Here is a 5745-nt window from a genome sequence, read left to right as displayed (position 1 = left end):
TGTTGCGTGAGCTGCTCAAGCCATGCGAGGAGCAAGGGCGCGGCGTCCGGAGCCCTGGCGAGTTTGGCCTTGCCGGCTGCCCGGCCCTCCCGTAATGACATGCGGTGCCGGCGAATATGCGGTGCCAGCGAATAATGGTGGGACAATGGACATAGAGGAACGGCTGACGGCTTTCGCCATGCTCGGCGCTGAGTGGGTCCTGTGGCTGCTCGTCGCCCTGTCGGTGTTTGGAATCGCGGTCATGCTGGAACGTACGTACTACATGCTTGCGTCTCGCGACGACATCGACGAGCTTCGCCATGAAGTGCGCTCCCGGCTCGACAGGAAAGATCTCGAGGCAGCCCGCCGGCGCCTGGCGCAGTCGAGGTCCTTCGAGGCAAGGGTCGCAAGCGTCGCGCTCGATGCGGCCGCGGATGGCGTTGATGCTGCGCGCGAGCGGCTGGGCGGCGAGGCGAAGCTCGCCCGACTCCGAATGGAGCGCAACCTCGCGTTTCTCGGAACCGTTGGCAACAACGCGCCGTTCGTGGGTCTGCTGGGCACCGTGATCGGCGTCATCCGAGCCTTCCACTCGCTCAATGAAAGCGCCGGCCAGGTTACCGCGGGCTTGATGGCTGACGTGGGCGAAGCACTCGTGGCCACGGCGATCGGCATACTCGTGGCGTTGCCTGCAGTGGCGGCATTCAACGCTTTCCAGCGGGCCATCAAAGCCCGACTTGGTCGAGCCGACGCGCTCGCGAGCGACATCCTGGCTTATCTCGTGGCCAACCCGAGCTCGGCCGAGCGGCAGCCCGCGGAATAGCCATGGCAGCAGATGCATCGAGCGCCGAGGATGACGAGCTGATCACCGCCATCAATGTCACTCCACTGGTCGACGTGGTTCTGGTTCTGCTCATCATCTTGATGGTGACCGCCAGCTATCTCGTGAAGCAGGCGATCAATGTGGAGTTGCCCAAGGCCGCCACCGGAGAGGCAACCGACGCGAGCCTGTCCATCTCCTTGGACAAAGACGGAAAGACCTACCTTGACGGAAACGCCGTCGACGTCGCCGAGCTGCCCCGGCGATTCAAGCAGGCAAAACGCGTGAACCCCAATGTCAAGGCGATCATCTCGGCTGACGGCCGTGTTCGGCACGCGCACGTCGTCCATGTCATCGACCTGCTGCGTCGCGAGCACATCAACAGGTTCGCGATCAATACGAGCCCCCTCGAGCTCGAGCACTAGCCTTCCGCAGGGAGCAGGGACCGCGAACGGGTGCCTCGCAATGGTAACGACGGAGCTTTCGGCACGTTCATCACCCTGGCAGCGAGCGTTGGGGCGCACCTGGGTGCGCTTGTTCTTCTCGGGACGGTAGGTGCACCGGATCCGCTGGACCCGACCCTGACACGTTTCGATGTGGTCGAAGTCGAGCGAGTGCCCGAGCCCGAGCCCGCCCCCCCGCAACCGCCACTGCCACCGGAGCCGGAGCCACCAGCGCCACCACCACGCCCCAGGCATCGGATCCGCAAGCCCGCCCCCAAGCCTCGTGCGGCGAAGCCTCCGGAGCCCCAGCTCCCGGAGCCGCCTCCAGCAGATGAGACCCCGTTGGACTTCACCGGCGTCACCTTGACCAGCGAGACCGGAAGCTCGAGCTGGTCCACAGCCGTGGGCAGCGGCGCGCCCATCACTCGGCCGGTGGGCGGGCCGGGCATGGTAACGGGCCGCAAGCGGTCCGGCGTGCGGCCGGGGGTGCCCTCGGCGCGAGGCGTACGTGTTGTTTCGGCCGAATCGGCGGCTCGGCAGCCCGTTCCGCCCTCGAATCTCAGCGAGCTGCTGCGCAGCAACTATCCCAAGCAGGCCCGGCTTCAGGGCATCGAGGGCGTTGCGGTAGTCCGGCTGCGCGTCATGCCCGACGGGCGGATCCGTAGAATCCGGCTGGTGCGCGAAAGCTCGCAGGGCTTTTTTGATGCCTGCAGGCGGACACTGGCTTCGGAGCGCTGGGCACCTCCCCTTGATAAGGACGGTAGGCCGGCGGCCATGGATCTGACGTTCAAGTGCAGGTTCGAGGTCGAGTTTTGACCAAGGGCCCCAAGCGTTGCCTTGAGCGCCCCAACGCGCGATACTCGCCCCGCTTGGTAACGTGGTGCGTGTGTGCGCCCGGTTGGCCGTTTGCGGAGGCTGAATGCGTCGCGTCTTGGGGTTGATCGCCTACTCTGCAGCGTGGCTATGCGGTGCGTCGGCCTTGGCGCAGATCTCCCTGGAGGAGTTCTCGACCAGCCGGTTCGTGCCGGCGCCGGGGCGTGGCAACTTCCTGTCCGTGGACGGTGCGAATGTCCGGGGTCACATGGTCTCGAGTGTTGGGTTGACGCTGGACTACGCGCACAAGCCCTTCGTGCTGTTCAGTGCCGACTGCGTGGGTGGAAACCTCAACAACTGTTCGGTAATAGAAACCAAAGCGAATCTGGTTGAGACCCAAGCCGTGGCCTATCTGACAGGTGCGCTCGCGATCGCGGAGCGCTTTCAGCTGGGCCTGGTCGTACCCGTGGGCTACTACTCGGGCGAGCGCTTCTCGTCGACCACGGCCGACGGCTTTGTGTTCATCCGGGGCGGTGACCATTGGGGTCCCGGCGACGCTCGCGTTACCGGAAAGGTGCAAATCGTGCGTCCGCCCGCGCGAGGAGGCCTGGGGGTCGCTGCAGCGGCTTTTGTCACGGCGCCCCTCAGTCGCACCGCCACCAAGAGCGGATCCTGTCAAGATCGAGTTTGCCCGCATTTGGGGGACCAACTGCCCACGGGAGGGGCCTACGCGATCGTGGCCTACGACCGGCCGCGCCTGCGCCTGGCGGGCAACGTGGGAGCGTTGCTTCGGGTGCCTCGCACGCTTCTGAGGACCACCGCGGGTCCTGCAGCGACCTACAGCTTTGCCGCCGCCATGGACCTGACGTCGCTTCTGCGGGTGCTTGTCGAGCTTAGCGGCAGCACCTCGCTCAAGCGAGAGCTGGACGAAAACCCTATGGAGCTGCGCCTGGCCGGTCAGCTTCGACAAAGCGATTTCCTGTTCACTCTCGGTGCGGGAGCCGGACTGATCGCGGGCGTTGGAGTGCCTGTGGTGCGGGGCCTTGCCGGGGCCGCCTGGCGCCCGCTCGCAGAAGATGCGGATGGCGACGGTGTGCGCGACCTGAGCGACACGTGTCCGAATGAGAAGGAGGATCTGGATGGCTATCTAGACGATGACGGCTGTCCGGACCTCGACAACGACGGAGACGGGCTGAACGACCCCCGCGATCGTTGTCCTGACGAGCCCGAAGACGCCGACGGACACGAGGATGAGGATGGGTGCCCCGACGACGACAACGACGGAGACGGGGTCGAAGACGGCTACGATGCTTGTCCCAACGAGCCCGAAGACATGGACAAGGATCGAGACGGCGACGGCTGCCCCGACCACGATGCGGACCGAGACGGTGTGCCTGACGATCAGGACAAGTGCCCCGACCAGCCGGAAGACACGGACGGTTACGGCGACGAGGACGGCTGTCCCGAAGAAGATTTCGACGGCGACCACATTCCAGACGACAAGGATTACTGCCCCGACCAGGCCGAGGATTGGGATGTTTTCGAGGACGATGACGGTTGCCCCGAAATGGGAGGCGACCCCATCGTTGCCACACAGCCGTCCACCAGCGTCCCTTCCCCAGCCGGCCCCAGCCCAGAGCAAACGACGTCTGCCCCGGGCAAGGCGACGCCCGCTCAGCCGTCCAGCACCCCTACCCCACGCCCAGCGCCAGCACCACCAACCGGCCCCAAGCCCTAGTACCTCGCCACAGGAATCCTGATCGTTTGGCCCCAGCCCTGGCGCCCGCTGGCGGCGTTGAACCTCCTCGAATAGGCGCTGCACTTCGCAGCTCGGATACCGAGGCCGATGCGGTGGCGGAGGGCCGATCGCGAGGCGGAGTGTCTTGGGGCTGGGTCCCTGTCCTGAGCGCCATCTAATGTCGGGGTTCGTCCTCGCCCTCGTCGTCGGCGTCGCTCGCGCGCCATGGCACATCTTCGTTGTCCTCGATCACTGACGGGCGTTCGGCCTCGGGATCTTCCTCTTCAGTCCCGCCAGCTAGCGAATCGGAGGTCGGCTCCCGGTCGAGCTCGACGGTGTCTTTGACCGAAGCGTCGGGCTCGCCAACACTCTCGTCGCTCTCGATATCGGCTTCGCTAAGCACCATGGTGTCCTCGGCCTCGGGTGTCTCCGCGGCCGTATCCGGTTGCGACGCAACCTCGGGGACGCCGGCCACCGCCTCGCCGTCCCCAGCGGGCGTCCGCATCGCAACGAGGGCTGCGGCGCCGTCGCGCGACGACTGAGGGGATCGGGCGTTGTTGCTTCGTGCCCGCCTCTCCGCAAGCACGATGATACTCGAGGACGCCGACCCCAGAAACACGCCTCGCGTCGCAGCGTGGCCGCTCAGCTCAACTACCCGAAAGCCGGCTTTGTGAACGAGCTGCCCCAGCTCGTGCGCCGAAAACACCCGCAGCGTGTACTCGTGTTCGCGTTGCGTGCCGTCTCGACGCATGCGAGTCCGTTTTACGTGCAACCGTGACGTCAGGTACTTGAGGTCGCTCTCCTCCATGCAGACGGAGTCGCCGGCCTCGAACCAGCACAGATCCGGCTGGCGGGCCAGCAGGTAGTCCCTGTTGACAACCTGCATCAGCAGTCGACCTCCGGGTCTCAGCGCTCGGTACATGCTGCCGAGGACCGCCCGGTTGCCCTGGTCATCGTACAAGCCGAACGACGTACCCCAACACAGCAGCCCGTCGAAGCGTTGTTCGAACCCGATCTCGCGGACATCCGCATGCACCAGCTGCGCGAGCACGTTGCGCTCCTGCGCGGTGTCCAGCGCGAAACGCAGCATCGTGGCGGAGATGTCGATGCCGACCGCGGTGTAACCGCGTGCAGAAAGCTCCACGATGTGGTCGCCGCGCCCGCAGCCCACGTCCAAGAGGGTTGCTCCTTCCGCCAGCCCCATACAGCTTTCCACGAAATCGCACTCGCTTTCGATCCGCTTGGCGGACGCTCCGGGCATGAGATAAGACGATTCGCGGTCGAAGAACAGCTCCCACCACTGCTGGCTGCCTCGCAGCGGCTCGCTGGCCACGCCGCTCATCCGGAACCCCGCAAGCGGAATGGGCCGCGCACCCGACGCGGGCGTAGGAGGCGGTCGAGGACCGGCTGCTGACGCCGATCCGGTCGACGAGGGGGATCTGTGCAAGCTCGGGGCCGGTGTCGGGGGGGGCGCGCGCGTGGCAGGCTCCACAACCGCGCCTTCAGCCGGCGGCGCGCTCAGGTCCGGTGTGTCGACCGCAACGTCAAGCGGCTCATCCACATCCTCGAGAGCCTCGTCACCGCCGCCCTCGCTGGTAGGCCACTGCTCGCCTGCAGCCAGCGACTCAAGCGCCCCGCGATCCGCGACGGAGGCCGCGGGGCCAGCGCCCACAGGATCGTCGGCCGTCGCAGCTGGTAGTGCAGGCGCGGCGCTCTCGACATCCACCAGCCGTTCCTGTTCTGCGGCCGCTTCCTCGTCGGCCAGGTCGTCCCACGGAGGCGGGGTGGCCGGCTCGGCTCGAGGCACCGAAGCGGCGACCCCCGCCGGAAGCGAGTGACGCCGCTCGGGTGGACCGTCCGGCACCGCGGTTGGATTTGGCACCGCGGTTGGATTTGGCACCGCGGTTGGATTTGGCACCGCGGTTGGATTTGGCACCGCGGTTGGATTTGGCACC

General features: G+C 66.3%; 5 protein-coding genes. 4 read left to right on the top strand and 1 reads right to left on the bottom strand.

Features of this window, described 5'->3' with window-relative positions; all coding sequences use genetic code 11:
- The first annotated feature begins 145 nt into the window (after positions 1 to 145).
- The 4 genes from MJD61_00295 to MJD61_00280 all read left to right on the top strand — a co-directional run bounded on the left by MJD61_00295 (position 146) and on the right by MJD61_00280 (position 3790).
- Positions 146 to 799: a MotA/TolQ/ExbB proton channel family protein gene (locus tag MJD61_00295; GenBank protein ID MCG8553718.1), complete on the top strand. Its 654-nt coding sequence runs from the start codon at positions 146 to 148 to the stop codon at positions 797 to 799.
- 2 nt (positions 800 to 801) lie between these two features.
- On the top strand, positions 802 to 1221 hold the full coding sequence (locus tag MJD61_00290) for a biopolymer transporter ExbD (protein MCG8553717.1): 420 nt from the start codon (positions 802 to 804) through the stop codon (positions 1219 to 1221).
- A 30-nt stretch (positions 1222 to 1251) separates the two neighbouring features.
- A complete protein-coding gene (locus tag MJD61_00285) occupies positions 1252 to 2055 on the top strand; it encodes an energy transducer TonB (GenBank protein MCG8553716.1) in 804 nt (267 codons plus the stop codon).
- Positions 2056 to 2158: 103 nt separating this feature from the next.
- Positions 2159 to 3790 carry a thrombospondin type 3 repeat-containing protein gene (locus tag MJD61_00280; GenBank protein MCG8553715.1) on the top strand — a complete coding sequence of 544 codons (1632 nt, stop codon included), beginning with the start codon at positions 2159 to 2161 and terminating at the stop codon, positions 3788 to 3790.
- Between the two features lie 175 nt (positions 3791 to 3965).
- On the opposite strand, the gene MJD61_00275 is transcribed toward MJD61_00280, so the two are convergent.
- Positions 3966 to 5672 (bottom strand): methyltransferase domain-containing protein, encoded by a 1707-nt coding sequence (locus tag MJD61_00275; protein ID MCG8553714.1) that lies wholly within the window; start codon positions 5670 to 5672, stop codon positions 3966 to 3968.
- Between the last annotated feature and the right edge of the window lie 73 nt (positions 5673 to 5745).

The organism is Pseudomonadota bacterium, assembly GCA_022361155.1.
Lineage (GTDB): Bacteria > Myxococcota_A > Polyangia > Polyangiales > JAKSBK01 > JAKSBK01.
Note: the sequence above shows the minus strand (reverse complement) of the source record. Positions and strands in the feature narration are given on the sequence as shown.

What these genes read in the sequence shown, in the direction of transcription:
- MJD61_00280 (MCG8553715.1), top strand. Translation starts at nt 2,159, where the DNA reads ATGCGTCGCGTCTTGGGGTTGATCGCCTACTCTGCAGCGTGGCTATGC.
- MJD61_00295 (MCG8553718.1), top strand. Translation starts at nt 146, where the DNA reads ATGGACATAGAGGAACGGCTGACGGCTTTCGCCATGCTCGGCGCTGAG.
- MJD61_00290 (MCG8553717.1), top strand. Translation starts at nt 802, where the DNA reads ATGGCAGCAGATGCATCGAGCGCCGAGGATGACGAGCTGATCACCGCC.